The 25125-nt window shown below is 60.9% G+C and carries 24 protein-coding genes and 1 tRNA gene; 15 read left to right on the top strand and 10 right to left on the bottom strand.

Going from position 1 to position 25125, the window contains the following annotated elements:
* The first annotated feature begins 142 nt into the window (after positions 1-142).
* The 5 genes from FZ934_RS12685 (at position 143) to FZ934_RS12665 (ending at position 5399) form a co-directional block, all read left to right on the top strand.
* Positions 143-2221, top strand: a complete 2079-nt coding sequence (locus FZ934_RS12685; protein WP_153271353.1) for a putative bifunctional diguanylate cyclase/phosphodiesterase — start codon at positions 143-145, stop codon at positions 2219-2221.
* A 242-nt stretch (positions 2222-2463) separates the two neighbouring features.
* On the top strand, positions 2464-2685 hold the full coding sequence (locus FZ934_RS12680; RefSeq protein WP_153271352.1) for a DUF2798 domain-containing protein: 222 nt from the start codon (positions 2464-2466) through the stop codon (positions 2683-2685).
* 85 nt (positions 2686-2770) lie between these two features.
* Complete coding sequence (locus FZ934_RS12675; protein ID WP_153271351.1) at positions 2771-3838, top strand: cyclic nucleotide-gated ion channel; 1068 nt, start codon at positions 2771-2773, stop codon at positions 3836-3838.
* A 176-nt stretch (positions 3839-4014) separates the two neighbouring features.
* Positions 4015-5214 carry a tRNA 2-thiouridine(34) synthase MnmA gene (gene mnmA, locus FZ934_RS12670; protein WP_153271350.1) on the top strand — a complete coding sequence of 400 codons (1200 nt, stop codon included), beginning with the start codon at positions 4015-4017 and terminating at the stop codon, positions 5212-5214.
* 108 nt (positions 5215-5322) lie between these two features.
* Positions 5323-5399, top strand: a tRNA-Met gene (locus FZ934_RS12665).
* Positions 5400-5897: 498 nt separating this feature from the next.
* Here the strand turns inward: FZ934_RS12665 and FZ934_RS12660 are convergent.
* The gene (locus FZ934_RS12660; protein WP_246737801.1) at positions 5898-6272 is read right to left on the bottom strand and encodes a GNAT family N-acetyltransferase; all 375 of its coding nucleotides are present in this window, start codon (positions 6270-6272) and stop codon (positions 5898-5900) included.
* Positions 6227-7048: a GNAT family N-acetyltransferase gene (locus FZ934_RS28170; RefSeq protein WP_246737800.1), complete on the bottom strand. Its 822-nt coding sequence runs from the start codon at positions 7046-7048 to the stop codon at positions 6227-6229. Before FZ934_RS28170 ends, FZ934_RS12660 begins: the two co-directional genes overlap by 46 nt.
* A gap of 246 nt (positions 7049-7294) precedes the next feature.
* Between FZ934_RS28170 and FZ934_RS12655 the strand changes: the two genes are divergently transcribed.
* A complete protein-coding gene (locus tag FZ934_RS12655; RefSeq protein WP_153271348.1) occupies positions 7295-7654 on the top strand; it encodes a hypothetical protein in 360 nt (119 codons plus the stop codon).
* Positions 7655-8023: 369 nt separating this feature from the next.
* Here FZ934_RS12655 and FZ934_RS12650 read toward each other — a convergent pair whose 3' ends face one another.
* Entirely contained in the window at positions 8024-8257 is a 234-nt protein-coding gene (locus FZ934_RS12650) for a hypothetical protein (RefSeq protein WP_153271347.1), read from the bottom strand.
* Positions 8258-8614: 357 nt separating this feature from the next.
* Positions 8615-8821 (bottom strand): hypothetical protein, encoded by a 207-nt coding sequence (locus FZ934_RS12645; RefSeq protein ID WP_194273709.1) that lies wholly within the window; start codon positions 8819-8821, stop codon positions 8615-8617.
* Positions 8822-9201: 380 nt separating this feature from the next.
* On the opposite strand from FZ934_RS12645, the gene FZ934_RS12640 reads away from it, so the two are divergent.
* Genes FZ934_RS12640 through FZ934_RS12615 form a run of 7 tightly spaced genes read left to right on the top strand, consistent with a single transcriptional unit; the run spans position 9202 to position 17364 of the window.
* Complete coding sequence (locus FZ934_RS12640; RefSeq protein WP_056820613.1) at positions 9202-9291, top strand: K(+)-transporting ATPase subunit F; 90 nt, start codon at positions 9202-9204, stop codon at positions 9289-9291.
* A gap of 31 nt (positions 9292-9322) precedes the next feature.
* Positions 9323-11026, top strand: a complete 1704-nt coding sequence (gene kdpA / locus FZ934_RS12635) for a potassium-transporting ATPase subunit KdpA (protein ID WP_153271345.1) — start codon at positions 9323-9325, stop codon at positions 11024-11026.
* 9 nt (positions 11027-11035) lie between these two features.
* Entirely contained in the window at positions 11036-11191 is a 156-nt protein-coding gene (locus FZ934_RS27815; RefSeq protein ID WP_194273708.1) for a hypothetical protein, read from the top strand.
* Positions 11192-11240: 49 nt separating this feature from the next.
* Positions 11241-13328 carry a potassium-transporting ATPase subunit KdpB gene (gene kdpB, locus FZ934_RS12630; protein ID WP_153271344.1) on the top strand — a complete coding sequence of 696 codons (2088 nt, stop codon included), beginning with the start codon at positions 11241-11243 and terminating at the stop codon, positions 13326-13328.
* 11 nt (positions 13329-13339) lie between these two features.
* Entirely contained in the window at positions 13340-13909 is a 570-nt protein-coding gene (kdpC, locus tag FZ934_RS12625) for a potassium-transporting ATPase subunit KdpC (RefSeq protein ID WP_153271343.1), read from the top strand.
* A 48-nt stretch (positions 13910-13957) separates the two neighbouring features.
* A complete protein-coding gene (locus FZ934_RS12620) occupies positions 13958-16666 on the top strand; it encodes a sensor histidine kinase (RefSeq protein WP_153271342.1) in 2709 nt (902 codons plus the stop codon).
* On the top strand, positions 16663-17364 hold the full coding sequence (locus FZ934_RS12615) for a response regulator (protein ID WP_153271341.1): 702 nt from the start codon (positions 16663-16665) through the stop codon (positions 17362-17364). Before FZ934_RS12620 ends, FZ934_RS12615 begins: the two co-directional genes overlap by 4 nt.
* Before the next feature lie 75 nt (positions 17365-17439).
* Here FZ934_RS12615 and FZ934_RS12610 read toward each other — a convergent pair whose 3' ends face one another.
* From FZ934_RS12610 to FZ934_RS12585, 6 genes are all read right to left on the bottom strand, one after another.
* Positions 17440-18027, bottom strand: a complete 588-nt coding sequence (locus tag FZ934_RS12610; RefSeq protein WP_153272449.1) for a transglutaminase-like cysteine peptidase — start codon at positions 18025-18027, stop codon at positions 17440-17442.
* A 226-nt stretch (positions 18028-18253) separates the two neighbouring features.
* The gene (locus FZ934_RS28425; protein ID WP_153271340.1) at positions 18254-19510 is read right to left on the bottom strand and encodes a hypothetical protein; all 1257 of its coding nucleotides are present in this window, start codon (positions 19508-19510) and stop codon (positions 18254-18256) included.
* 196 nt (positions 19511-19706) lie between these two features.
* Positions 19707-20294: a transglutaminase-like cysteine peptidase gene (locus FZ934_RS12600; RefSeq protein ID WP_153271339.1), complete on the bottom strand. Its 588-nt coding sequence runs from the start codon at positions 20292-20294 to the stop codon at positions 19707-19709.
* Positions 20295-20575: 281 nt separating this feature from the next.
* Positions 20576-21202: an outer membrane protein gene (locus tag FZ934_RS12595; protein ID WP_056820573.1), complete on the bottom strand. Its 627-nt coding sequence runs from the start codon at positions 21200-21202 to the stop codon at positions 20576-20578.
* 174 nt (positions 21203-21376) lie between these two features.
* Positions 21377-22939 carry a putative bifunctional diguanylate cyclase/phosphodiesterase gene (locus FZ934_RS12590; protein ID WP_153271338.1) on the bottom strand — a complete coding sequence of 521 codons (1563 nt, stop codon included), beginning with the start codon at positions 22937-22939 and terminating at the stop codon, positions 21377-21379.
* A 371-nt stretch (positions 22940-23310) separates the two neighbouring features.
* Complete coding sequence (locus tag FZ934_RS12585) at positions 23311-23871, bottom strand: histidine phosphatase family protein (RefSeq protein WP_194273707.1); 561 nt, start codon at positions 23869-23871, stop codon at positions 23311-23313.
* A 220-nt stretch (positions 23872-24091) separates the two neighbouring features.
* On the opposite strand from FZ934_RS12585, the gene FZ934_RS12580 reads away from it, so the two are divergent.
* Complete coding sequence (locus FZ934_RS12580) at positions 24092-24301, top strand: CbtB domain-containing protein (RefSeq protein WP_037182520.1); 210 nt, start codon at positions 24092-24094, stop codon at positions 24299-24301.
* A 13-nt stretch (positions 24302-24314) separates the two neighbouring features.
* Positions 24315-25058: a CbtA family protein gene (locus tag FZ934_RS12575; RefSeq protein ID WP_153271337.1), complete on the top strand. Its 744-nt coding sequence runs from the start codon at positions 24315-24317 to the stop codon at positions 25056-25058.
* Positions 25059-25125: the final 67 nt, after the last annotated feature.

Raw genomic sequence — 25125 nt, 5'->3', positions numbered from 1 at the left:
GTTCCATATCGAACAATTGACCTTGCGACTGCACAATACAAAGGCGATCGCCTAAAGTTTGTGCGGCGTATGATTCTGATTTTATTTAGCTTTTTCCTCTATACCGGTTTGATCCGGCAACAATACTTCATATGATTTGACGATGAACGTTAGCCAAAGAGCATTTGATCTGACCGATGCGCGCACCGACGATTTCCAGTCGTTGTTCGATACGCACCCGTCGCCGATGTGGGTCTACGATCCGCACACGCTGCGCTTCCTGATCGTCAATCATGCGGCCGTCGATCTCTACGGCTATTCGCGCGCCGAGTACGCGCGGATGACCGTTCTCGACATTCGCCCCATTCACGAGCGCCAGCGGATGCTGAGCGCCGTGCAGGCGCGCACCGACATGGAAAAGGCGGAACGCTGGACGCATCTGAAGGCCAGCGGTGAGATGCTGGAAGTCCTGACCTACGGCCGGGCCGTGCGTTTCAATGGCCGCGATGCCATTCTCGCTATTGTTCAGGATCGCACCGAGGTCAACGCCGCGCACCGGCAGATCACCGATACCCGCAGCATGCTCGACAGCATCGTTGACAACCTTCCGGTCGGCGTCTTCGTCAAGGATATGGCCGATGACGGCCGCTACATGCTGTTCAACGAAGCCTGCGCGGCGATCGTCGGTCGCAATCCGGCTGATGTCGTCGGCGTCACCGATCGGGTGCTTTTCGATGAGGCGCAGCTGGCGATTTTCCGCCAGCAGGACCAGATTGCCTTCGAGGCCGAGCAGACGATCAGCCTCGAAGAGACGATGCTGCGTACCGATGGCGTTCCGCGCATTCTGCGGACGGTCAAGCGGGCCCTGCCGACGGCGGATGGCAGTGCGCCGCGCTATCTGCTGGGGATTTCGCAGGATGTGACGGAAGAGCGGTCGGTCGAGGCGCGATTGGCCTATATGGCGATGCACGATGCGTTGACCGGCCTGCCGAACCGCGCCTCGTTTTCCGAATATGTCGAGCGCGAGGCCAAGCTTGCGACGGCTGAGGAGCCGATCGCGCTGCTCTATCTCGACGTTGATCACTTCAAGCATATCAATGACAGCAAGGGACATGCCGCCGGCGATGCGCTTCTCTGCCAAGTTGCCGCGCGCCTGACCAAGCTGGTGTCTCCCGACGATCTGGTCGCTCGCCTCGGCGGCGACGAGTTTGCGCTGGTGGTGCGGCAGGTTCGGGACGGCGGCCTGGAGGGTTTTGCCGAGCGTCTGCTTTCGACGCTTCTGCCGCCGTTCGATCTCGATGGTGTCAACGAACACGTCACCTGCAGCATCGGCATTGCCATCGCCCCCGATCATGCAGGGGACGACGACGTTCTGATGCGGCATGCCGACCTTGCGCTTTATGCGGCGAAGGAGAGCGGCCGTTCGACCTATCGCTTCTACGAGCCGGCGATGCGGCTCGAGGCGGAGCGACGGCACATGCTGACGGCTGAGATGCGGGAAGCGCTGCAGAAAGGCCAGTTCGAACTCTTCTATCAGCCGATCGTGCAACTCGATCACGATGGCCTCGGCGGCTTCGAGGCGCTGCTGCGCTGGCGCCACCCGGAGCGCGGCCTAATACCGCCGATGGATTTCATTCCGATCGCCGAGGAGAACGGCCTGATTGTGCCGATCGGCGAATGGGTGCTGCGCGAGGCATGTCGTACGGCTGCCGCGTGGCCGAAGCACCTGAAGATCGCGGTCAATCTTTCCGTCTGCCAGTTCAGGCACAACAGCCTTTTGGCAAGCGTGGTCGCCGCCCTGGACGAGAGCGGGCTGCAACCGGAGCGGCTGGAGATCGAGATAACCGAGTCCGTCTTCCTGGCTGATGTCGAACAGAGCCTGCCGCTGCTGCGGGCGTTGAAGCAACTCGGAATCCGGATTGCGATCGACGATTTCGGCACGGGATATTCCTCGTTCAGCTATTTGCGCGCTTTTGCCTTTGACAAGATCAAGCTCGACCGCAGCTTCATCTCCGGCATCGAGACCGATCCCGGCAATCTTGCCATCGTGCGAGCCGTGGTCGGCATCGGCTCCGGATTCAATGCGACGACGCTTGCCGAGGGCATCGAAACCGAAGAGCAGCTGCAGAAGCTGCGCGCGGAGGGTTTCAGTGAGGTGCAAGGCTTCCTGCTTGGCCGGCCGATGCCCCGGAGCGAGGCTGAAGCCATGATCTATGACGGGATGTCACGTCTGGTGGGCTGAGAGTTCAGCATATCTGGTCCCCCGCTCGCGACCGTGGCGCTGAACATGGCCGATTGACAGTTGCGCTGGGTCGGCTAAGGGGTAATGGCCGAAAAATTGAAGGCCGGTTGGTTACTCCGGTCCTCGCCCAGGCGGGAATTAGTCGTTTCAAGCGAACCCACGGCACCAAACCTCAACGAGGTGGTGCTGGGACTTTGCGGGATTTCGCGGGCGCGCTCCACCTTTCAACGTGTGGAGCATTTATGATCGATACCAAGACCTTGCTGATCGCCCAGCTTTTCATCTCCGGGATGATGGCGTTCATGATGACCGGCTTCTTTGGCTTCCTGCATCTCGGGCCAAGCGCCGAATGGCTGCGGGAGTGGTCGCATTCCTTCGTCATTGCCTGGCCGGTTGCGTTTTGCCTGTCGCTTGGCGTGGGCAAGCTTTCCTTCAAGCTCGCAGCCATGATCACCCGCGCCTAAGCGGCATCCGGCACCGCAAAAGGATGCCCTTTACCCTTGCGTCGATGGCATCCTATTGTAGACGCGACGGCCCGAGAGGTGTTCGATGTCGCTGCAGCATTTGTTGAAATTTTCTCAGCCGCTCAACGGGCTGCTGGCTGCGGCGGGCTTGATCGCAGTCGCAGCCTTGACCACCCCGGATCTGACGCCAGGCGTGAGGACGGGATTGACTATTCTGCTGGTCGCGGTCTGGCTCGCCTATCTGGCACAGCTCGCCGAGACGCTGCTGGTGCGCAAGGCGCGCAGCCTGCGGGATCGGAAAGCGGAAATCATCCTGGATGGATTGGCGGTCGTTGTGCCGCTTGCGGCGCTGTTGCTGGCTGGCTCGCGGGATCGGAGCCTCTATTGCTGCATCTGGCTCCTGAAGCCGCTGAGGGATTCCAATTTCTTCCGGCTGCTCGGCAGGGTCGTCGGCAACGAAGCCCGCAATCTAATCGGCGTGACGTCGATCTTCGGCATCGTTCTCTTTGGCGCAGCTTTGGCCGGCTATCTGATCGAGCGCGACGTTCAGCCAGATCGCTTCGGCAGCATTCCGCAGGCCATGTGGTGGGCTGTCGTCACGCTATCGACGACGGGCTATGGCGACGAGATTCCGCAGAGCTTTGCCGGTCGGGTGCTTGCGGGGCTCGTCATGATGAGCGGCATCGGCATTTTCGCGCTGTGGGCCGGTATCCTTGCGACAGGCTTCTACGAGGAGGTGCGCCGTCAGGATTTCGTGCGCAACTGGCAGCTGGTCGCCGCGGTGCCGCTGTTTCAGAAGCTTGGATCGGGGGTACTCGTCGAGATCGTCCGGGCCCTGCGGCGGCGGGTCGTGCCGGCTGGTACAGTGATCTGCAGGAAGGGGGAGGCGGGAGACCAGATGTTCTTCATCGTCGAAGGACGCGTGAACATTGCCGCACAGACGCCGGTTGAACTCGGCGCCGGAAGCTTCTTCGGGGAGATGGCGCTGATCAGCGGCGCTCCGCGTTCGGCAACGGTGACCGCCACCACCGAAGTCTCGCTTCTGTCGCTCTATGCGGCCGATTTCCAGATGCTTTCCAGCAGCAATCCGGAGATTGCCGAGATCATCCGCAACACGGCGATCGAGCGCAGCGGCGGCACGCTGAAAAACTGAACGGCCGCCGCGCCGATGACAGGCCGAGGGCCGGCCTCTTGCGCGGGGGCGCATTCCTTTCTATATCCTCGGCAACGAAAGGACCGGGCGGACGATCCCGCCGGTCGGCATGATGATCCGCCGATGTGCCGAAGGGCAGGCGGTTCCCAGACCGCTTTAAGAATTGGCAGCTACCCGTGAACACACTGGATTTTGACAAGAAGCCGGAAGATACGCGCGTTGTCGTGGCGATGTCCGGCGGCGTCGACAGCTCTGTCGTGGCAGGCATCCTGAAGCAGCAGGGCTATGACGTCCTCGGCATCACGCTGCAGCTCTACGACCACGGAGCCGCTGTTCATCGCGCCGGTTCGTGCTGCGCGGGTCAGGATATCGACGACGCCCGGAGAGTCTGCGAGACGCTCGGGATCCCGCATTACGTGCTGGATTACGAAAAGCGCTTCCGCGATACCGTGATCAATCCGTTCATGGAAAGCTACGTGGCCGGCGAAACGCCGATCCCCTGTGTGTCCTGCAACCAGACGGTCAAGTTCGCCGATCTGCTTGCGACGGCAAAGGAACTCGGTGCCGATGCGCTGGCAACGGGTCACTACATCCGTTCGCGCCCCAATCCGGCCCCGGGCAATCCCGGCCGCCGCGCGCTCTACCGGCCGGCCGATGCCGATCGCGACCAAAGCTATTTCCTGTTTGCCACGACCCAGGAGCAGATCGACTATCTGCGCTTCCCGCTTGGCGGCCTGCCGAAGGCGGAGACTCGCAAGCTCGCGGAAGAAATGGGCCTCGTGGTCGCCAAGAAGGCGGATAGCCAGGACATCTGTTTCGTGCCGCAAGGCAAGTACACCGATGTCATCAACAAGCTGAAGCCGAACGCGGCATTGTCGGGCGATATCGTGCACCTCGACGGCCGCGTACTCGGTCAGCACGAGGGCATCCTGCACTACACGATCGGCCAGCGCCGCGGCATAGGCATCGCGACCGGCGAGCCGCTCTACGTGGTCTATCTCGACGCGCGGTCGCGGCGGGTGATTGTCGGGCCGAAGGAAGCGTTGGAAACTCACCGCGTTTACCTGCGCGACGTCAACTGGCTGGGCGACGAAGAGCTGCTGCAGGCTGCATCAGGCGAAGGCTTTGCCTGCTTCGCCAAGGTGCGCTCCACGCGTGCCCCGACGCCGGCTGTACTGCATGCGGATGCGAGCGGTATCTACGTCGATCTTTCCGTCGGCGAAGCCGGGATCGCACCGGGACAGGCCTGCGCTCTCTACTCGGCGCCGGGAGACGACGCCCGCGTTTACGGCGGCGGTTTCATCGAGCGCTCGGAACGCGAACCGGCGGCAGAAGCATCTTTGAAGGCGCTGCTGGCGAGTGTTGTCGCGGCCTGAAAACTCCGGGCATTTTCTCATTCATGCGCTTGACATGACCGCAAGGCTCGCCATATAAGCCGCTCATTCGACGAGCCGGACACTTCGAAACGGCATCGTTGGTAGTGTGGCTGGGTAGCTCAGTTGGTGAGAGCGCAGGATTCATAACCCTGAGGTCGGCGGTTCAATTCCGCCCCCCGCTACCATTTTTATCACCCGACAAATCCGATTTGATCAGGCTGAATAGATAGCCTTGAGTCCGACGCTATCACTATGCCCCACATGGCTAGGCTCTGTAATTGCGGCCGCCACCAGCTGCCGGAACAGGCCGACAAGCTCGGCTATGGATCTCCTGCGCGGCGGTGCTCGGCGCAAGCGAACGGCGACCGCAGTACGATGTTCCCGAACTCAATCGTGCTGACGCTCTTGCATCCGTCTCGGTAACGCAGCATTTTCCACAAGTGCGGAGCCATCGCGAGGAAATCCAATGGGCAGAATTCACACGTTCGTCGCTGCGGGAATAGTGATCATCCTGGCCGCATTCACTTCAGCCTGCACGACCGGTCCAAGCCATAATCCGGCCGATAATTATTACAATCCGCGCACGTCTGAAAACCCTGCCTGCGACGGTGGATTCAGGCCTACCAACAACTGGACGTGCAGTTACTGAACTATACCGTGGCTATGCAAGACCACCTTCGGCTTCAGGCCGGCACCGGCGCGGGCTGTCGTTTCCGGCGCTCCGCGAGGTGCGCGGACACCCGGCGTTTCAGCCGCCACAGATGGATCGCTGCGGCGCCGGCGAGCGTATCCGGAATGCGGTAGTTTGCCAGATCGTTCTTGACGTTTCGCGACCAGAACAGCTTGTAGGGCTCGCTGCCGGCGCCAAAGTCGACGTTCAGGCGCTTCTCGAACACGATCTTCATCCAGAACTCGTCGAGCACGAAGCCGGGCGAGTATTTGGCGTATTGCGGATCCGGGTGGAAGGCCGCGATGATGAGGTCCAGGTGAGAGACACCGTAGGCTGCCAGTTTCAGCGCGATCGGCATCTTGTCGATCTCGATGGTGTAGATGCGCATCTGCTGGATGTTGTTCGGGTCGGTGATCCAGCGAAAGAGGAAGTCTCGATATTCCGGGAGCTGATCATGTTCCAGTCTTTTCCAGCCCGTTCAGCCCAGATCTGCTTCTGCGCGAACATCCATTCCAGCAGTTCCGCCGTGCGCTCCGGATTTGCGACGGGGTCGATTTCGACGAAGGCAAATTCTCCGAATTCAGAGAGGCGCTTGCGCTTTCGATTCAGCTGCTGCCTGGAATTCGTGCCGATGATCTTCTGGTACGCCTCCCAGTCCGTCTGGTCCTGCAGATCGGCAAAGGGAGCGATCTCTGCATCGCGTTCGAAGCTGCGCCTGCGCTGAACCAGCTGATCCAATGTCGATCCGACCTTGATGAAAGGCATGTGGATGATGTCGGCCTTTGCTCCTCGCTCGATAGTTCGCCAGGCCCTGGTCACCACGGCCTGCCGGTCGGTGTCGGGATCGACAAGCATATCCGTCGTTTCGGCTGCGTTCGGGCCGAGTGGCCGGATCATCAGGAGCGGCCCCTTGCGATATCGCACCATGGGGAAGACGAGGACCATCGCCCCCTTATCGCGGATCACGATGCAGAAGAGCGATCGGCCGGCAGGTTCGGCAATCTCCTTCCAGCTGTGATAGCAAAGGGAGAAGCTCTGATAGAACGAGCCCTTGGCCTTCAGCCAGAGCGCGTTCCAATCAGGCTCCAACTCCGCCATTTTCGCGGCGTCTGTGATGATGTCGCAAGTATATCGGGCGAATTCGCTGGGGCCGAGCGTATCCATCTTTAGGTCCGATCGCGGATGTGTGTTTTATTTTCTCCTCAATTAGGAAGTTCTTATTTCATTTGTTTGGGCGCCAGCAGTTATATGTTTGAAGTAACCCCAAAGCGGTAAGTGCCCGCCCGCACAGTCGTCTCCGGACAGATCACTGCCTGGGATAAGAATTCTGCCGGGCTAGATTGATCCCACGCAATGCAAAATGCGGCGTGGTGCGCCTAATCTCCATCGGTTTCGATTGGAGGCAGGAATATGCGAAACATCATTGTCTCATTGCTGGTTGCCTTGTCCACCGTGGCAACCGTCATGCCGGTCGATGCGCAGCAGACGCGGCGCGAGTATCGTAGACAGAACTGGGACGAAAACCTTCCGGCGACGATCAAGGCGTATCACGGGAAGCGGATCAGCATCGTCAGCTATCGTACCGCGGACTTCTCGGAGACTGGTGCTCATCCACAGCAGGGCAGCGAAGAGCACGTCAAGGAAATTCGCGCCGCGGCGCAGTCAAACAAATGGCTCGTCGGCCAGCTGAAGCAGAAAAAGCTGACGCCGAAGGACATTGAATGGGCGGTGAAGGCGCGCAACGGAAATCTGGTGATCTACGTCAAATAAATCGCGGCAGTGATCCCCGTTCATACCCCATAGGAGCCGTTTTCGGTCTCTCAACGTGAGCTTGCGGCGTTTCCCTTGCCTTTCAGCGGTCGCCGCGATTTCCAATCGCCTGGCCGCAGGATGCCCTGCAATTTGCAGATGCAGGCATTTAGCCGGGTGCCGAAAAATCGCGGTTGAAAGCTTATTGTCCATGGCAAGGAACCGTTAAGCAGTTCCCGACAATGTCGCTTCGCAGGCAAATTGGCGGATTTGCTTACATGGCTTAACGAGGAGCGGAGGTCTCGACCCGGGCCTCTGCTCGTCGCCATGTGCGTCATTTCTGTTGCGTTACATCCGGCGCCACGTTGGCGAGGCCTGTCTGAGGGGATGTCACCGGCACTCTCGCCCGGCAAGGCCTACTGAGGCGTCCTTGGATGCCATTCCCTGATTGATCGCCGCGCTTCGAGAGAGACCGCGTTCCTGTTCCAGGCGGCCCGCGAGCCGCAGCGCTTCCAAACGAGTGAGGAAGATCGAGGTAGCGCCCGCATCGGCCGGATGGCCGGTCATCAGGTCGATCACAGAAAAAGTGCCGAACTTTCCCACCGCACAAACAAAGCGTTTCATCACGTTGTCCAGCCAGTTGCCCAGGAAACGCCGGATCGTTGCACAGTGCTTCCGAGCGATCAACAGAAAAGACCCGCCGAAGCGGGCCAGGTGGGAGGAAAGAGAACATCGCGAGCTCGATGCTCTCTTTGGCATATTAGCGGTGTGCCAATATCAGCTTTGTGACGGATCGGCCTTCGGTCACTTGTCCGCGAGACGGGCGCGCAGGGCGAAAGCGTGGTTCAGGGACATGGGCGGTCAATCGTTGGAACCTTCCTGCCGTTTCTGCGTTTAGCGGCCGGTGATCAGATCCACCACTTCTGAGATTTAGCCCCGCTGGCAAAGCGGGGCTCTTTTTTTGGTTACCGCATCACGTCATCAGAGGCGCGGGTAGAGCCAGACGTAGTCGAAGAGAACGCTGTCCCGGCCGTCGCCACGGTCGTAGGGGATGGCCATGACCGGTTCATCGCTATAGGCGGGGCCGAGTTGGCTGCCGATCCAGTCCTTCAACGGGGGTCCATTCAGGACCGGTCGTGCCAGCTTCCCAGGCGAGAAGCACGGACCGCTCACCAACGCCCGCCGCATGCGTTGCCCCTCTCTCTCTTCAAGAGGAATTGTCGCAGCGACGCCGGTTTTCAACCTTCTCGTGCACGATAGGTGAAGGCCTTTTGCCCCTTTGACCGACCGCGCGGGCATTTATCAGATTTTTATATCCGCGCCGGGTCGCTCGTCTCGAACCTTTATGGCCTGCGGCCGCATATTAACACGCGGAAGATCCTCCCGATCGTCCCGACAATAGTTTCGGAATACGCAGGGCACATGCGTCGCTGCGGTTCTGCCGTTCAACTCACAAGGAGTGATGATCGATGATCGACATCGTTCTACTCGGTTTCACGATCGTCTTCTTCGCGCTCTGCATCGCTTACACAAAAGCCTGCGACGGGCTCTAAGCCGGAGTAAGACCCATGACCTTCGATTACGTTCTCAGCGGCGCGGTAACGCTGTTCCTAGCGGTTTACCTTACCTACGCCCTCATTCGCCCCGAGCGCTTCTGATCTTCAAGCCCGGGTATTGAAAGCAACCACCATGACCCTCAACGGATGGCTTCAGATCCTGCTTTTCTGCGGGATCGTTCTTGCGCTCGTCAAGCCGCTCGGCAGCTACATGACGCGCGTCTTCAGTGGCGAACGCACCTTCTTGTCTCCGGTTCTCGCACCCGTGGAGCGCCTGCTCTACGCAGCGGCGGGCACCGGCGAGCGCGAGGAGCAGCATTGGACCTCCTATGCCATCGCCATGCTGATGTTCAATCTGCTCGGCGTGTTCGTTCTCTACGCGCTCATGCGCTTCCAGGCCGTGCTTCCCTACAATCCCGCCGGCATGAGCGCGGTGGGGCCCGAGCTTTCCTTCAACACCGCCGTCAGTTTCGTGACCAATACCAACTGGCAGAACTACGGCGGTGAGAGCACGATGTCCGACCTGACCCAGATGGCGGGTCTGACGGTGCAGAACTTCGTTTCCGCAGCGACCGGCATTGCCATTGCGCTGGCGTTCATCCGCGCGTTCTCCCGGGCTTCCGGCAAGGCTGTCGGCAATTTCTGGGTCGATATGGTGCGGGCAACCCTTTATGTGCTGCTCCCGCTCTGCATCGCCCTGACCGTGGTTTACGTCTATCTTGGCGTACCGCAGACGCTCGGCCCCTATGTCGAGGCAACGACGCTCGAAGGCGCCAAGCAGACCATCGCTCTCGGTCCTGTCGCTTCGCAGCTGGCGATCAAGATGCTCGGCACCAATGGTGGCGGCTTCTTCAACGTCAACTCCGCACACCCGTTCGAAAACCCGGATGCAATCTCGAACCTCATACAGATGGTATCGATCTTTGCGATCGGCGCAGCATTGACGAACGTGTTCGGCCGAATGGTCGGAAATCAGCGTCAGGGTTGGGCCATCCTTGCCAGCATGTTCGTGCTTTTCCTCATCGGCGTGGCTGTCACCTACTGGGCTGAAGCTGCTGGCAATCCCCTGATGCATGCCTTCGGTCTTGGTGGCGGCAACATGGAAGGCAAGGAAGTGCGCTTCGGCGTGGCAATGTCGTCGCTCTTTGCCGTCATCACGACTGCGGCATCCTGCGGCGCCGTCAATGCCATGCATGGCAGCTTCACGGCGCTCGGCGGTCTTGTTCCGCTGATCAACATGCAGCTTGGCGAGGTGATCGTCGGCGGCGTCGGTGCGGGCTTCTACGGCATCCTGCTGTTTGTCATCATCGCGATCTTCGTGGCAGGCCTGATGGTCGGCCGTACGCCCGAGTATCTCGGCAAGAAGATCGAGGCGAAGGAAATGAAGATGGCCGTGCTCGCCATTCTCTGCCTGCCGCTTGCGATGCTGGTCTTCACGGCGATTGCCTCTGTTCTTCCTTCTGCTGTTGCGTCAGTCGGAACGGCCGGACCGCACGGCTTCTCGGAGATCCTCTACGCCTACACCTCGGCTGCCGCGAACAACGGTTCGGCTTTCGGCGGACTGACCGGCAACACGCCCTGGTACAACATCACCCTCGGCATCGGCATGCTTGTCGGTCGCTTCCTCGTGATCATTCCCGCGCTTGCAATCGCCGGCTCGCTCGTCGCCAAGAAGACCGTCCCTGCATCGTCGGGCACGTTCCCGACCGATGGCCCGCTCTTCGTCGGCCTGCTCACCGGCACGATCGTGATCGTCGGCGGACTGACCTTCTTCCCGTCGCTGGCGCTTGGTCCTGTCATCGAGCACCTGGTGGCGATTGCCGGCCAGACGTTCTGAGGAGCGACCATGCTGGTACGGCACTTCAAGCGCCACAGACATCCTTCCCGCCCCGGTTCGTCGGGGCGGGGGGAGGGCGGCACGACACGCGCCACCAACATCATTCTCGTGATGTTGGCCGCGCTGCTGGTGGCGGTCGCCGCGTTCAAACTGATTTCGGGCTGACCGCCAATGCGGTCTTCGTATCCTCGTTTTTAAAGGCTGGAGTTCTCTTATGGGCCAGGCAAAATCCGCGAGTATCCTTGATTCTCGCATTCTCGTTCCGGCGATCGCCGCTTCCTTCCGGAAGCTCGACCCCCGGGCACTCGCCAGAAACCCGGTGATGTTCGTCGTCGCCACTGTTTCGGCGCTCACCACCGTTCTCTTCATCCGTGACCTTGTCACCGGTGGCGGCAATCTCGGCTTTTCATTCCAGATCAATCTCTGGCTCTGGTTCACCGTTCTCTTCGCGAACTTTGCCGAGGCCGTGGCAGAAGGGCGTGGCAAGGCACAGGCTGACTCGCTTCGCAAGGCCCGCACGGAAACCCAGGCGAAGCTGCTGGCTGCCGGCAACGGCACGACATTTCGCATGGTGCCGGGCACGAGCCTGAAGGTCGGCGACCTCGTATTGGTGGAAGCAGGGGACATCATCCCCTCCGACGGTGAAGTCGTCGAAGGTGTTGCCTCGGTCAACGAAGCGGCCATCACCGGCGAGTCGGCACCCGTCATCCGCGAATCCGGCGGCGACCGCTCTGCCGTCACCGGCGGAACGCAGGTTCTTTCCGACTGGATCCGCGTCCGGATCACGGCTGCTGCAGGCTCCACCTTCCTCGATCGCATGATCGCGCTCGTCGAGGGTGCTGAACGCCAGAAGACGCCGAACGAAATCGCGCTCAACATCCTGCTCGCCGGCATGACGCTGATCTTCGTGCTCGCCACCGCGACCATTCCGAGCTTTGCCGCCTATGCCGGAGGCTCGATCCCGATCATCGTTCTCGTCGCCTTGTTCGTTACGCTCATCCCGACGACGATCGGCGCGCTGCTGTCGGCCATCGGTATCGCCGGCATGGATCGGCTGGTGCGGTTCAACGTGCTTGCCATGTCCGGACGTGCCGTTGAAGCGGCCGGCGACGTCGATACGCTGCTCCTCGACAAGACCGGCACGATCACCCTCGGCAATCGCCAGGCGACCTCTTTCCGTCCTGTACGCGGCGTCAGCGAGCAGGAGCTTGCCGATGCGGCGCAGCTCGCGTCGCTTGCCGACGAGACGCCGGAAGGCCGTTCGATCGTGGTGCTCGCCAAGGAAAAATACGGCCTGCGTGGTCGTGACATGGGCACCCTGAAGGCGACCTTCGTGCCATTCACCGCGCAGACGCGCATGAGCGGCGTGGACCTTGAGGGTTCGCTGATCCGCAAGGGTGCTGTCGATGCGGTGCTCGCCTATGTCGATGGTGGCGCGACGCTGGCGTCCGGCAACGCGGTCATTGCCCTGCGCTCCAACAGCGAGAGCGTGCGCGAGCTTCAAGCCATTGCCGACGAGATCGCCAAGGCCGGTGGAACGCCCCTGGCCGTCGCTCGTGATGGGCGCCTGCTCGGCGTCATCCAGCTCAAGGATATCGTCAAGGGCGGCATTCGCGAGCGCTTCGCGGAGCTGCGGCGCATGGGCATCCGCACGGTGATGATCACCGGCGATAATCCGATGACGGCAGCGGCGATCGCAGCGGAAGCCGGTGTCGACGATTTCCTCGCCCAGGCGACACCTGAAAACAAGCTGTCGCTGATCCGCGAGGAACAGGCGAAGGGCAAGCTCGTCGCTATGTGCGGCGACGGCACGAATGACGCGCCCGCGCTCGCTCAGGCCGATGTCGGCGTTGCCATGAACACCGGCACGGTCGCCGCCCGCGAGGCCGGCAACATGGTCGACCTCGACAGCGACCCGACGAAACTCATCGAGATCGTCGAGATCGGCAAGCAGCTGTTGATGACGCGCGGTGCCCTGACGACGTTCTCGATCGCCAACGACGTCGCCAAGTACTTCGCGATCATTCCGGCGATGTTCCTGACCTTCTATCCGCAGTTGTCGAAATTGAACGTTATGGGCCTTGCAACGCCGCAAAGCGCGATCCTGTCGGCGATCATCTTCAACGCCCTGATCATCATCGCCCTCATTCCGCTGTCGCTGCGGGGCGTTCGCTACCGGCCGGTTGGCGCAGGCGCGCTGCTATCCCGCAACCTGCTGATCTATGGCCTCGGCGGCATCATCGTTCCGTTCATTGGTATCAAGGCGATCGACATGCTGATCACCGCAATCGGCCTCGCCTAAGGAGAACACTCATGTTGAAACAACTGCGTCCCGCGATCGTCATGATCGTCGCAACAACCGCCATAACAGGTCTCCTCTATCCGTTGGGGATGACCGGGATTGCCCAGGCAATCCTTCCGGCACAGGCGAATGGCAGCCTCATCGAAAAGAACGGAACCGTCGTCGGGTCGACGTTGATCGGCCAAGCCTTCACGAGCGATCGCTATTTCCACGGCAGGCCCTCTGCGGCAGGTGACGGATACAATGCCGCCAGCTCGTCCGGTTCCAACCTAGGACCGACGAGCCAGAAGCTGCTCGACCGCGTCAAGGCGGATTACGATGCGGCCAAGGCCACCAACCCCGATGCAGAGGTTCCGGCCGATCTCGTCACCGCCTCGGGCAGTGGTCTCGATCCACACATCTCGCCTGAAGCTGCTTATTTTCAGGTGCCTCGCGTTGCCAAGGCGCGCGGCATCGATGAAGCCAAGCTGAAGGCGCTGGTCGATGCTGCCGTGGAGCCCCGTGAACTCGGGGTTCTCGGCGAACCCGTTGTAAATGTTCTTGCTCTCAACGAGAAGCTGGACAGCGCAACGGTTAGATAAGATAGATTGCCCGCACGCCCTGCGGGCCACGCGATGAACCGAGAACCGATGCCAGAAGACGTTCGTGACCAGAATTTGAGGCCGTCGCCGGAAGCGTTGCTCGAAAAGGCGCAGGCCGAGGGCAGAGGGCGATTGAAAATCTTTCTCGGGGCTGCTCCGGGCGTCGGCAAGACTTACGAAATGCTGATGTCCGGGCGGGCGAAGGTTGCCGACGGCGTCGATGTCGTCGTCGGCGTCGTCGAGACGCACGGTCGCGTTGAAACCCAGGCGCTCCTCGACGGCTTCGAGATCATTCCGCGCGTGGCGGTGGACTACAAGGGGCGCAAGCTCGAGGAGATGGACCTCGATGCCATCCTCGCGCGTAAGCCGGATCTTGTTCTCGTCGATGAACTTGCGCACACGAATGCCGACGGCAGCCGGCATCCGAAGCGCTATCTCGATGTGAAGGAATTGCTCGACCGCGGCATCGATGTCTATTCGACGCTGAATGTTCAGCACATCGAGAGCCTGAACGACGTCGTCTCGCAGATCACCCGCATCCGGGTTCGCGAGACAGTGCCGGATTCGATCGTGGACATGGCGGATGACGTCGAAATCATCGATCTGACACCCGACGATCTCATCAAGCGGCTTCACGACGGGAAGGTCTACTTTCCGAAGACGGCGGAGAGGGCGCTTACCAACTACTTCACGCCGGGCAATCTGACCGCCCTTCGCGAACTGGCGCTGCGCAAGACGGCGCAGCGCGTGGACGATCAGCTACTCAATCACATGCAGGCGCACGCGATCTCTGGTCCCTGGGCTGCGGGCGAACGCGTTGTCGTTTCGATCGACGACCACACAAGTTCGGCGTCGCTGGTCAGATATGCCGCGCGAATGGCATCGCGGCTGCGGGCGCCCTGGGCGGCCGTCTATGTCGAGACCAACAGGTCCATCAATCTCAGCGAGACACAGCGCGATGCGATCGCGGCCAACCTGCGTCTTGCCGAACAGCTGGGCGGCGAAGCCGTCACCCTTCCGGGGCGCGAGGTTTCGGAAGAGCTGATGCGCTACGCGGCGCCGAACAATGTCACGCACATCGTCATCGGGGCGCCCCGCCAGCCGGCATGGCGCGATTGGCTGCGCCCGTCCACGGCCGGCCTGTTGATCCGCAAGGCGGGACACATCAGCGTCCATGTCATCTCCGGTGACGAGCTGACGGTTTCGCCGCAACGCGGCGTGAAGCCTGCAGCGCCGGTTGCTGCCTTCGATATCCGGGCGTATCTGCTGGCAACGGTCTATGTCGTCGTCGCGCTCGGCGCCGGCGTCGTTCTCGATCAGGTCCTCGATGTTCGGAACCTCGCGCTCGTGTTCCTCATGGCGGTGCTGACGTCGGCGGTGCTTCACGGCTTGCGTCCCGCGCTCTATGCCTGCGTGATCGGAGCGCTGTCGTTCAACTTCTTCTTCCTGCAGCCGCGCTACACGCTGACCATAAGCGATCCGGACAGCGTGCTTGCCCTGTTCTTTTTCCTCGGCGTGGCTGTTATCGCCAGCAACCTGACAGCGACGGTTCAGCGGCAGGCATCCGCGGCGCGGCAACGCGCCCGAACGACGGAAGATCTCTATCTATTTTCCAAGAAGCTTGCGGGCACCGGAACGCTTGACGACGTGCTCTGGGCGACCGCATTCCAGATCGCGTCGATGCTGAAGGTCCGGGTCGTGCTGCTGTTGCCGGAGGACGGGACCATCGCCGTCAGGGCAGGCTATCCGCCTGACGATACGCTCGACGACGCGGATATCGCCGCAGCGCGCTGGGCCTGGGAGCACAACCATGCGGCCGGACGCGGTGCGGACACGCTCCCGGGCGCCAAGCGCCTTTATGTTCCGTTGCGGACCGGGCGCACGGCGGTCGGTGTCATTGGGCTCGACAGTGATCGACGCGATGGTCCGCTGCTGACCCCCGAGCAACAACGCCTCCTTGATGCGCTCGCCGACCAGGCAGCACTTGCGATCGAGCGCGTGCAGCTGGTCGCGGATGTGGATCAGGCAAAACTTGCAGCCGAAGCGGACCGGCTGCGCTCGGCTCTGCTGACGTCGATCTCGCATGATCTGAAGACGCCGCTTGCCGCCGTCCTCGGAGCATCGACCACCTTGCGCGACTACTTCGCGTCTCTTCCGGAAGACGACAGGCGTGATCTCCTGTCCACCGTTGTCGACGAATCCGAACGGCTCAACCGGTTCATCGCCAATCTTCTCGACATGACGCGGATCGAATCCGGCGCCATGGAACCGAACTACGCCCTGCACGATGTTGGCGACATCGTCGGCACCGCACTGCGCCGCGCCGCGAAGATTCTCGTGCATCACTCGATCGAGGTCAGGATCGCCGAGGATCTTCCCGCGGTTCGCGTTGATCCGGTGCTCCTTGAGCAGGTTCTGTTCAATCTGCTCGACAACGCGTCGAAGTATGCCCCCGAGAATACAGTCATCGATATCAAGGGATGGGCGAGCGGCGATCAGGTGTTGGTGCAGGTCGGGGATGCGGGGCCTGGAATTCCCCCGGGTGACCTCGATCGCATCTTCGATACCTTCTATCGCGTTAGGAAGGGCGATCAGGTGCGCGCCGGGACCGGGCTCGGCCTTTCCATCTGCCGCGGTTTCATCGAGGCGATGGGGGGCCGGATTGTCGCCGGAAACCGCACCGACCACCAGGGCGCGATCTTTACGATCCGTCTTCCGAGACCACACGACATTCCCAAGTTGGAAGAATTCAAATGACCGGTTCACCCGTGAAAATTCTCGTCGTCGACGACGAGCCGCCGATCCGCAGGCTGTTGCGCGTCGGTTTGACGGCGCAGGGCTATGACGTGCAGGAGGCGGCCGATGCGTCTGCCGCGCGCCGTTCCGCCGAGGAGACACCGCCCGACCTGATCGTTCTCGATCTCGGCCTGCCGGATACGCCGGGCCACGACCTGTTGCGGGAATGGCGGGAGCAGGGGATCGCAACGCCTGTCGTTATCCTGTCGAGCCGAACGGACGAGGCCGGGATCGTCAAGGCGCTGGAGACGGGGGCGGACGATTATGTGACGAAGCCGTTCGGCATGAACGAGCTCGGCGCGCGGATCCGGGTCGCGCTGCGTCATCGCCTGCAGCAGCAGGGGGAGAAGGCAATTTTCCGCACCGGGGGGCTGTCGATCGATCTGGTCAAGCGCATCGTCAAGGTGGACGAGCGGGAGATCAAGCTGTCACCGAAGGAATACGATATTCTGCGTGTGCTTGCCCAGCACGCAGGCAAGGTGCTGACACACCAGTTCCTGCTGAAACAGATCTGGGGACCTGCCGCGGATGTACAGTATCTGCGCGTCTACGTCCGGCAGCTGCGCCAGAAGATCGAGGAAGCGCCCGATCAGCCCCAGTACATCACGACGGAGACGGGTGTCGGCTATCGTCTGCGGGAAGCAGATCCGACCTCCTAGGTCTGATGTCGCGCTATCCCAAGAAAAAGGGCCGCTGAGGCGGCCCGATTTCATGTTTTCGCAACGCGTAGCGCGTCAGCTCTTGATGAACTGGCTGGCGCGCGGGCCTGCCAGCGTTACTTGCCAGCTACCCTTCCTCTTGAAATTCTGACTGGCGAGGAAGGTGTACCCCGTGCGGTGCCACGGTTTCACGCTGCCGCTGAGATTGTCCAGTACGTAATCGCCCGAGGGCAACCGGGCGAGCAGAACGAGATGGTTTCCACCGTGACGGTCAAGCACGACAGAGAGGGCCAGCTTGTTGGCCGGAAACCCGATATCGATAAGCGTCTTCATCTTCAGGAGCGCGTAATCCTCGCAGTCGCCCCGATTGTTGACGGGAAGGGACCAATACTCGGAGCGTCCCGTTGTGGTACGATCCTCCACGGGCGTGACCCGGGAGTTAACGTATCGATTGACTTGCTGTAATGCACGAAGTGCTTCGCCGTCCCCGACCCTGCCGCCACTATTGTTACGGCAGACCCAGCCGTAACGTGCACATGCGGAACTAAAACCGATCGGAGCTGCAATAGATCTGCTGGCTGGAATTTCTGATCCAGCAAAGCTTTGACTAGAAAGGGCAGGAATAGATACAACAAAACCCACAATTGCCATAATTCGCCGCATATAAATCTCCTTGTTTTGCTTCATAAATGCTCAGATCCTACCATTGGATGACACGGTAGTACTTAATAATGCAATTGCAGCCGAATTGAGTACGCCCCCTATGTTTTATGTCTCCTTTCAAAATTAGTCCACCCTAATATAACACTACCTCGTTGACGTCACGTTAACTATGGGAGTGAGCAATATGAACAGAACTCTAATCAAGCTCTCCGTCGGTGCCGGATTTCTACTGGCGGGAACCAGCCTGGCGGGCGCGCAGTCGCTCAATCTGAACTGCAATAACGTCATACCAGGATCGATTGAGGAGCGCCTTTGCTTCCCGGTCCAAACGATCTTCGACAACCCGTTCCTCGACGATAATCATGACCGCAACGGTGGTCGCAACGGATCGTCGAATGGCAGCGAAACGGCGAGCACCGGCGGTAGCAGCGTTTCCGATCCGGGCGATGATGACGATGATGACAATGGCCGCGGCCATGGTCGCCACCATGGGCGTCATCATGATCGCGATCATGGCAAGGGGCACGGGAAGGGCCACCATAACGGTCATGGTCATGACGGTCACGGACCGAGGGACCCGGGCGATCACCACGGTCATGGACCGAAAGGTCCTGGTCACGGCCATGGCGACCCGGGTGATCACAACGGTCCTGGCCCGAGAGGTCACCACGGTCATGGCCATGGTGATGGTGATGGTGATGGTCCGAGAGATCCGGGCGATCACAATGGTCCCGGACCGAGAGATCATGGCCACAATGGTCATGGACCGAAGGGTCATTGGGGCGGCCCATGGGGCGGCCCATGGGGCGGACCGAAAGATCCACGCGATAACGATGGTCATGGGCCGAAACATCACGGCGGCAAGGATCATGCCGGTGGATGGGGCCAGCAAAGTGGTCACGGTCATGGACCTAAGGGTCCGCGCGGCCCTGGTGATGATGACGGTCCTGGCGGTAACGGCCCTGGTGGTAACGGCCCTGGCGGCAACGGACCTGGCGGCAACGGTCCTGGCGGTAACGGCCCTGGCGGCAACGGACCTGGCGGCAACGGTCCTGGCGGTAACGGCCCTGGTGGTAACGGCCCTGGCGGCAACGGCCCTGGTGGTAACGGCCCTGGCGGCAACGGCCCTGGTGGTAACGGCCCTGGCGGCAACGGACCCGGCGGTAACGGCCCTGGCGGTAACGGACCTGGCGGCAACGGACCCGGCGGTAACGGCCCTGGTGGTAACGGCCCTGGCGGCAACGGACCCGGCGGTAACGGCCCTGGCGGTAACGGACCTGGCGGCAACGGACCCGGCGGTAACGGCCCTGGTGGTAACGGCCCTGGCGGCAACGGACCTGGCGGCAACGGCCCTGGTGGTAACGGCCCTGGCGGCAACGGCCCTGGTGGTAACGGCCCTGGCGGCAACGGACCTGGCGGTAACGGCCCTGGCGGCAACGGACCTGGTGGTAACGGCCCCGGCGGCAACGGACCTGGTGGCCACGGCCCTGGTGGTAATAGCCCCACTTAACGTCGGTCTATGGTCGTTCGAAGTCTACCGCACTTCGAGCGACCCCACGGAGGAAGGCGGCAATAGGAAAAGCCGCCACCTTCTCCTCGATTCATCAACATCAAGCCCGGGCAATCGCCCGGGCTTTCTGAATCAAGGTGCTTGTTGCGGAGCGGCGACTGGCTGGAAATCAGGTTCCCGAGAACTGCCCTGCGCGTGGGCCGGCAAGCGTTACCTGCCATGCTCCCTTGTTGCTGAAGTTCTGGCTGGCGAGAAACGTGTAGCCTGTGCTTTCCCAGGTCCTGACGCTTCCGGAGAGATTGTCCAATACATAGTCACCCGCGTTCAGCCTTGCCAAAAGCACGACGTGGTTGTTGCCGCGGCGGTCAAGCACCACCGACATGGACAGCTTGTTCGATGGAAAGCCCGCGTCGAGGAGCGTTTTCAGCTTAAGAAGGGCGTAGTCCTCGCAATCACCGCGGTTATCGATCGGCAGGGACCAGTACTCCGACTTTCCTGATGTCGAAATGTCCAGCGCAGGTCTTACGCTGGCGTTGACGCTGCGGTTGACGCGCTGCAGGACGGGCATTGCGGCATCGTCGCTGATCTTGCCGCCGCCCTGATTGTGGCACAGCCAAGCATAGCGCGCGCAGGCGGATGGGAAGCCGATCGGGGCGCCTATCGAACGCGAGGCGCGCAGCATCGAACCTGCGGAGCCTTCGCTGGGCAGCATCGTCAATGCTGCGGCCAGCATGGAAAGTATTAGGGAAGTTCGCATCGGCCACCTTTCCGGCAATATCATCCAACGCGACAGATTCGCTCTATCGTATTGAATTTGCTTTGATTCTATCCGTTAGTAATTAACCATACATTAATGTTTGCGCCGCGGTCGCGGCGCACCCATCAAGTCAAACAGGTTTTGAACAGCTTTCTATTGGTGCCCGAAGTACGCGGCTATTCTTGAAGCCGGGCGGTGAAGACTGCGCCGGGATAGAGACATGAAAAAAGGCCCGGATCTTGTCCGGGCCTTCGATATTTGGACGATCTAGTCGCTACGCGTCAGAATTTGACGCCGACACCGACAGTCACGACATTCTGGTTGAAGTCGGTGTCGATGCCGAGCAGGTTCTTGCTGCCATAGTCGTTGTAGCGATACTCGAGCCTGCCGAAGACATTGTCGGTGAAGGCGTAGTCGACACCTGCGCCGACCGTCCAGCCCGAGAAGGTGGCGCTGTCGTCGCCGAGCGGCGTGTCAACGTGACCACGTGCGCCGGTCCAGCCGGCCGCACCGTAGAGCAGGGCGTGATCGAGGGCGTAGCCGACGCGGGCGCGAACCGATCCTGTGGTATCGAACTTGAATTCGTCGCCGCCAATCGTTTCCTTGTTCCAATTGTACGAGGCATCGCCTTCAACGCCGAGAACGATGTTGTTGTCGAGCTGCCAGTTGTAGCCACCGAAGCCGGTGATGAGGCCGCCGTTCATACTGGACGATCCGATGCCCGAAAAGTCGCCGTTGCCCCAGGCGCCGCCGCCCTGAAGACCGACATAGAAGCCGTTCCAGGTAAATACGGGTGCTGCTGCCTGCGCAACCGGTTCCGGTGGCGTCTCAGTGACGACGTCGGCAGCCGATGCCACTCCGGCAAACGCGAGAAATGCTGCGGACGCAGTAATAATGCGGATACTCATGATTTTAGTCCCTCTCCTATGACAGGATGGTCTGCTTATGACGCCGGGCCGAATGCCCCATGCGTGAATCTGCACACAAGAACAGCGTGCATGCGGTCAAAAGACCGCAAGATTCGAGCAGAAACGCGTCCGTCAACGAGAAAGTTCCATTAAATTTCGCTAATGTTGCGGGTATCAGCCGACGGCGGCTGTTTTTTCCCGCTGCTCCAGGAAGATCAGCGCCTCGTTTGCCGGCATCGGCTTGCCGAAGAGATAGCCCTGTCCAATGTCACAGCCGAGTTGGAGAAGGTGACTGAGCTGGCGATGCTCCTCGATGCCTTCGGCCGTCGTCTGAATGTTCAGGCTGTGGCCGAGGCCAAGCATGGCGCGCACGACCTTTTCCTGACGCTCGTCTTCGCGATAGGTCGCGATGAAGCTCTTGTCGATCTTGATCTTGTCAAAACGATAGCGGGCAAGCTGCGCCAGGCTTGAATAGCCGGTGCCGAAGTCGTCCAACGCGATCTGCACGCCAGCGTCGTGGAGTTCCGCCAGGATCGCGGCGGCTGCCGCAGGGTCCTGAATGAGTGCGTTTTCCGTGATCTCGATCTCGAGACGCTGGGCCTTGAGGCCACTCCCGGCAAGCACCCTAAAGATGCGCGTCGTCAGAAGCTTGTCTTCCATCTGCACCGGCGAGACGTTGAAGGACAGGCGGATATGGTCCGGCCAGTTCAGCGCATCACGGCACGCCTGGTCGAGCAGGTCCTCGAACAGCGCGGTAATGAGGCCCGTCTCTTCCGCGATCGCGATGAAGGTCGTGGGCGGAATGCTGGTGCCGTCCTTATCCGTCCAGCGCGCGAGCGCCTCGAAGCCGCAGACCTCGCCGTTTCGGAGGTCGATGAGCGGCTGATAGAAGGGGCGCAGCGCTTTTTCCTGGATGGCGACCCGCAGCTTGGCTTCCAGTGCCGCCCGCACCATCACCTTCTCGTGCATGGTCGCTTCGAAGGCCAGATAGTGGTTCGGTCCACGTGATTTTGCCTCGTACATCGCAAGATCGGCGCGGTGTGCGGCTTCCTCAAGCGGCTCGCGGCCTTCAGCCCAGCGCTCGTAGCCGACGCTGGCACCCACCTCGACCGCAAAGCCTTCGATGTGGACGGGCCGCGTCACGGCCTGGATCAGCAGGCGCGCGAAGCGCTGTTCCTGCTGCTCCGAAAACCCGGCCGCAATGACGATGAATTCGTCGCCGCCGAAGCGGTAAACGGAGTCGGCACTGCCGATGGCGCAGATTCGCTTGGACACTTCGATCAAAAGCGCGTCGCCGCCGTTGTGGCCGATCAGATCGTTGACTTTCTTGAAGCCGTCGAGATCGATGCAGAAAATGGTGACGTTCCTGACGGTCTCAGGATCGTCTTCCGACGACGGCTTGCGGCGCAGGACCTTGCGCTCGAATGCATAGCGGTTCGGCAGGCGGGTCAAATGGTCGTGTGTGGCCGTCCAGTCGGCCTTGGCTTCTGCCCTGGCGCGCTGGTCCATCTCCTTGCGAAGGTCGGCGATCCGCAGCACGGAATAGAGGAAGCTCATTGCGCCGCCGATGGCGAGCGCAAGCACCAGCTTGTCGGCGCCATAAGGCTCGAACTCGCTGACGAAGGTCGCCAGCCAATAGCCAAATTCCAGCATCGCGCCGGCGACCCACAGCGCCATGCCCAGCGCTATGAGTGACAGACATTGCCGTCCGGCTCTACTCCGGAAGAATACCGGCATTCCTCACTCCATCTCCACCCATAGGCGGGTTTAGCATCGAAGTCTGAAATGTTCGTTGAAACCGGAGGGCGATTTCTAGTGATCCGACCACGCGGATTGGTAGACGAGGTGGGGCGAGCGGCGGGCCCGCCCACCTCGATCAGAGATGCATGAACAGCGAAACGCTGACAAACAGCAACACAACACAAAGCGCAGTGGTCAGTCGCATGATGCGGGAACGCCGTGCGCGTGCCCCGCTCCAGTCATAAGGCATGGTCGAACCTCCTTGATGAAGGTCGCGGCCTTTTCAGAGGTCGCGCAATTTAGCTATTGCGCAATTGCCTTGCGTAAAGCTGATCGCCTGCAGGCCCTTCGATAAGGGAGGCGCTGTCTCAGGCCGCGCCAAAGCGAAGCGACCAGCGCGATCCGTTGCTGGTCATCTGCACAAGCGAGAGCGGTTCGACGTCGATCCGCCAGAACGAGGCAAGTGGTGCCCGCAAAGCTGTCAGCACAGCCGTCCGGATCACTGTCGCGTGGGTGATCGCGATCGTGTGCCCGCCGGTACCGGATTGGTCCTCCATCCAGCGTTCCACACGCGCTTGAACCGCTGCAATGCTTTCGCCGCCGTGTGGTACTGCTTCCGGAGCCGAAAGCCATGTCGCCAGGCCATCGGGATCGCTTTCGTGGATTCCGGTCATGGTTTCTCCGGCCCAGCGACCGTAATCGCATTCGGCGAGCGCGGTTGAAGCCATGAAAGGCAGGTTAAGAGCCTCGGCGGTCTGCCGTGCACGCGATGTGGGGCTGACGAAGGTCCGGTCGGTGCGTGCGAGCAAAGGCCCGAGTGCGGCGGTCTCCTGCAACGCGGCTTCTTCCAGCGGCTCATCCAGCGGAAAGCGCGCATTGCGATTGGCCGCGGTTGCGCCGTGACAGATCCAGGTGAGGCGCGTCATCATTCGAGTGGATTCCGCATAACGGGAGTGGTGGCCTGTCGCTGTATGAAGTTTCGTTGACAGGTTCGAGGGCGCAGATATAACGGTGATGTTGTGGGTTTGGAAGCCGGTGAAATTCCGGTGCGGTCGCGCCACTGTGACCAGGATGAGGATACCTCAAACTGGAAGTCAGACCCTACCACGCAACCATTCTCGACTGAACGCGTCATTCCAGGAGGAATACATGTCTGACACCACTTTCACGCCCGTTTCGGTTCCTGCGCCCATTCCCGTTGGCGAGATTTTGCCCTGGGCGATCTTCGGCGGTTTGCTGATGCTGATCGCCATCTATTTCGTCGGCACCGAGGAAGGCGCGATGGCGCTCTTCAACGGTATGTACGTGCATGAATTCGTGCACGACGGCCGGCACCTTCTCGGCTTCCCCTGCCACTAAGGGAGTTGCGAACATGGTTGGAAATCTTTTGCTTCGCGGCATGCTCGCGGGGGTGATTGCTGGCATCCTGGTTTTTGCCTTCGCCCATACCTTCGGCGAGCCGCTGGTCGATCAGGCGATCGCCTTCGAGGAGGCCGCCGCGCAGGCTGCCGGCGAGGCGTCTGAGCCCGAGATCGTCACGCGCGCCACACAGGCTGGTATTGGTCTCTTCACCGGCGTCATGGCCTACAGCATCGCCGTCGGCGGTCTTTTTGCGCTCGTCTTTGCCTTCGTGCAGGGACGCTTCAGCAACCTGAGCGCCCGGGGAACCTCCGCGGTGATCGCCGTTGCGGCATTTGTTGCCGTGGTACTGGTGCCGAATATCAAGTACCCCGCCAATCCGCCCGCGGTTGGCAATCCCGATACGATCGGCGCCAGGACCGAGCTTTTCTTCCTGATGATCGTCGTGTCGATTGCTGCACTGGTTGCCGCAATCGTGGTCGCTCGCCGTCTGGCTCCCCGCTTTGGTCAGTGGAACGGCGCGATCATCGCCGGCCTCTGCTACATGCTATTCATCGGTATCGTTCAGTATCTGCTGCCGCCGATCAATGAAGTGCCGGAGAACTATTCCGCGATGGTCCTCTGGAACTTCCGCACGACCTCGATCGGCATGCATGTGATCCTGTGGGCTGCTATCGGTCTGGTGTTCGGTGCACTTGCCAGCCGCAAGTTGGCGGCGGGTGCCGGGCGGCATGTCCGCGCTCCGGCGTTCAGATAGTCAGAAAGGAAGACCCCGGCCACGTCCGGGGTCTTTTGGTATCCCTTTGCCGAGTTCATATTTGCTC

The organism is Rhizobium grahamii (assembly GCF_009498215.1).
GTDB classification, from domain to species: Bacteria; Pseudomonadota; Alphaproteobacteria; order Rhizobiales; family Rhizobiaceae; genus Rhizobium; species Rhizobium grahamii_A.
The sequence above is the reverse complement of the archived record's forward strand: the minus strand, read 5'-3'. Positions and strand labels throughout refer to the sequence as shown.

Excerpts from the sequence above, each read along its gene's own strand:
- FZ934_RS12575 (WP_153271337.1), top strand. The coding sequence starts at position 24,315 with ATGGTTGGAAATCTTTTGCTTCGCGGCATGCTCGCGGGGGTGATTGCT.
- FZ934_RS12595 (WP_056820573.1), bottom strand. The coding sequence starts at position 21,202 with ATGAGTATCCGCATTATTACTGCGTCCGCAGCATTTCTCGCGTTTGCC.
- FZ934_RS12685 (WP_153271353.1), top strand. The coding sequence starts at position 143 with ATGAACGTTAGCCAAAGAGCATTTGATCTGACCGATGCGCGCACCGAC.
- FZ934_RS12585 (WP_194273707.1), bottom strand. The coding sequence starts at position 23,871 with ATGATGACGCGCCTCACCTGGATCTGTCACGGCGCAACCGCGGCCAAT.
- FZ934_RS12675 (WP_153271351.1), top strand. The coding sequence starts at position 2,771 with ATGTCGCTGCAGCATTTGTTGAAATTTTCTCAGCCGCTCAACGGGCTG.
- kdpB (WP_153271344.1), top strand. The coding sequence starts at position 11,241 with ATGGGCCAGGCAAAATCCGCGAGTATCCTTGATTCTCGCATTCTCGTT.
- FZ934_RS12645 (WP_194273709.1), bottom strand. The coding sequence starts at position 8,821 with ATGCGGCGGGCGTTGGTGAGCGGTCCGTGCTTCTCGCCTGGGAAGCTG.
- kdpA (WP_153271345.1), top strand. The coding sequence starts at position 9,323 with ATGACCCTCAACGGATGGCTTCAGATCCTGCTTTTCTGCGGGATCGTT.
- FZ934_RS12580 (WP_037182520.1), top strand. The coding sequence starts at position 24,092 with ATGTCTGACACCACTTTCACGCCCGTTTCGGTTCCTGCGCCCATTCCC.
- FZ934_RS27815 (WP_194273708.1), top strand. The coding sequence starts at position 11,036 with ATGCTGGTACGGCACTTCAAGCGCCACAGACATCCTTCCCGCCCCGGT.
- FZ934_RS12600 (WP_153271339.1), bottom strand. The coding sequence starts at position 20,294 with ATGCGAACTTCCCTAATACTTTCCATGCTGGCCGCAGCATTGACGATG.
- FZ934_RS12610 (WP_153272449.1), bottom strand. The coding sequence starts at position 18,027 with ATGCGGCGAATTATGGCAATTGTGGGTTTTGTTGTATCTATTCCTGCC.
- FZ934_RS12660 (WP_246737801.1), bottom strand. The coding sequence starts at position 6,272 with ATGCGCATCTACACCATCGAGATCGACAAGATGCCGATCGCGCTGAAA.
- FZ934_RS12655 (WP_153271348.1), top strand. The coding sequence starts at position 7,295 with ATGCGAAACATCATTGTCTCATTGCTGGTTGCCTTGTCCACCGTGGCA.
- FZ934_RS12640 (WP_056820613.1), top strand. The coding sequence starts at position 9,202 with ATGACCTTCGATTACGTTCTCAGCGGCGCGGTAACGCTGTTCCTAGCG.
- FZ934_RS28170 (WP_246737800.1), bottom strand. The coding sequence starts at position 7,048 with ATGGATACGCTCGGCCCCAGCGAATTCGCCCGATATACTTGCGACATC.
- FZ934_RS12680 (WP_153271352.1), top strand. The coding sequence starts at position 2,464 with ATGATCGATACCAAGACCTTGCTGATCGCCCAGCTTTTCATCTCCGGG.
- kdpC (WP_153271343.1), top strand. The coding sequence starts at position 13,340 with ATGTTGAAACAACTGCGTCCCGCGATCGTCATGATCGTCGCAACAACC.
- FZ934_RS12615 (WP_153271341.1), top strand. The coding sequence starts at position 16,663 with ATGACCGGTTCACCCGTGAAAATTCTCGTCGTCGACGACGAGCCGCCG.
- FZ934_RS12650 (WP_153271347.1), bottom strand. The coding sequence starts at position 8,257 with ATGAAACGCTTTGTTTGTGCGGTGGGAAAGTTCGGCACTTTTTCTGTG.
- FZ934_RS12590 (WP_153271338.1), bottom strand. The coding sequence starts at position 22,939 with ATGCCGGTATTCTTCCGGAGTAGAGCCGGACGGCAATGTCTGTCACTC.
- FZ934_RS12620 (WP_153271342.1), top strand. The coding sequence starts at position 13,958 with ATGCCAGAAGACGTTCGTGACCAGAATTTGAGGCCGTCGCCGGAAGCG.